Below are 1,121 nucleotides of genomic sequence, written 5' to 3' on the forward strand. Positions count from 1 at the left end.
TCCGCTTACGCGGGGAGGAAGAACCCGGTGATGTCAGCGAGCCGGCCATCGCGGTGGAGGGCGGTGCTCACGCCCGCCATGGCGGGTTCGTCCTGCTCACCGAGCTGGGTCCACCGTGCGAGCGACCGGTCATGGTGCTCGACCACCTCGTCGATACAGAACCGGTGACCGGGGAAGGCTCCGGCGAACCCGGCCATGTAAGCGGCCAGCTCGGTCAGCCCGCCCACCTCCGTGCCCGGGTCCCGATAGGCGACGTCTTCGACCGCGACCGCGCCGAGTGCGGCAAGCCGCTCGCCCGGGTCGGCCGACCAGCACGCGGCGTAGTTCGTCCAGAGCTGCTGCGAGTCGATCATCGCTGTCCTTCTTCGTCGGAGCCGATCGACGCCATTGCGCCATCGGTGATGGTGTTCAGCTTCGTGACGGGAGTGCCGGCCCGGACCAGCACCAGCAGGCCCTGATAGAGCGCCAGCAGCCGGGCTGACGACACCTCGACGTCCAGATCCGCCGCCAGCAGGCCCAAAACGCGGGCGCGCGTCAGCGCGTCGGCGAAACCGGACTCGATCGTCTCCAGCCCCCGGTGCACTCCCGCGGCGGCCTGCGGAACGGTGAAGGACTCCACCGCGGTGTTGGTGAGCAGACATCCCGGATCGGGATCGGGACCGGTCTCGAACGTCGAGGTGAAGAACGACCGGATGCCCGCCACAGGGTCCGGCGACTCCAGCAGATGGGCCCGGACACGGCCCTGCACCACCTGGTCGTTGTAGGCGTCCAGTGCGGCGCAGAACAGGCCCTCCTTGCTCTGAAAGACCCGGTACAGGCTGCCCGGATGCAGTCCGGTCGCCTCTTCGATGTCCCGCAGCGAGGCCCCGAGGTAGCCGCGACGGCGGAACAGTCGCATGGCGCGGGCCAGTACATCCGCCTGATCCCAGACCTGCTTGCGGCCCACCGAAACCCCCGTAGTTGAACGATCGCTCACAAAAATAGCACGCCGTCACGACTGGTCCGACCCGTCACTCCCCCAGCCGTCGAACCATCCAAGTTCCTTGAGATCGGTCACGGTTCAGGGCGACGGGACACCGACGCCTGGATGCAGACGTCGCGAGCTCCCGCAGAACCAGCAA

The 1,121-nt window shown here is 67.9% G+C and carries 2 protein-coding genes; both read right to left on the bottom strand.

The window, feature by feature from the left end:
- Window positions 1–5: 5 nt before the first annotated feature.
- Window positions 6–353 carry a nuclear transport factor 2 family protein gene (locus ACIBAD_RS37605; protein ID WP_134067126.1) on the bottom strand — a complete coding sequence of 116 codons (348 nt, stop codon included), beginning with the start codon at window positions 351–353 and terminating at the stop codon, window positions 6–8.
- Window positions 350–946, bottom strand: coding sequence for a TetR/AcrR family transcriptional regulator (locus ACIBAD_RS37610; protein ID WP_398911552.1), 597 nt, complete (start codon window positions 944–946; stop codon window positions 350–352). Before ACIBAD_RS37610 ends, ACIBAD_RS37605 begins: the two co-directional genes overlap by 4 nt.
- Window positions 947–1,121 lie beyond the last annotated feature (175 nt).

The organism is Streptomyces sp. NPDC051109 (assembly GCF_044455885.1).
GTDB lineage: Bacteria > Actinomycetota > Actinomycetes > Streptomycetales > Streptomycetaceae > Streptomyces.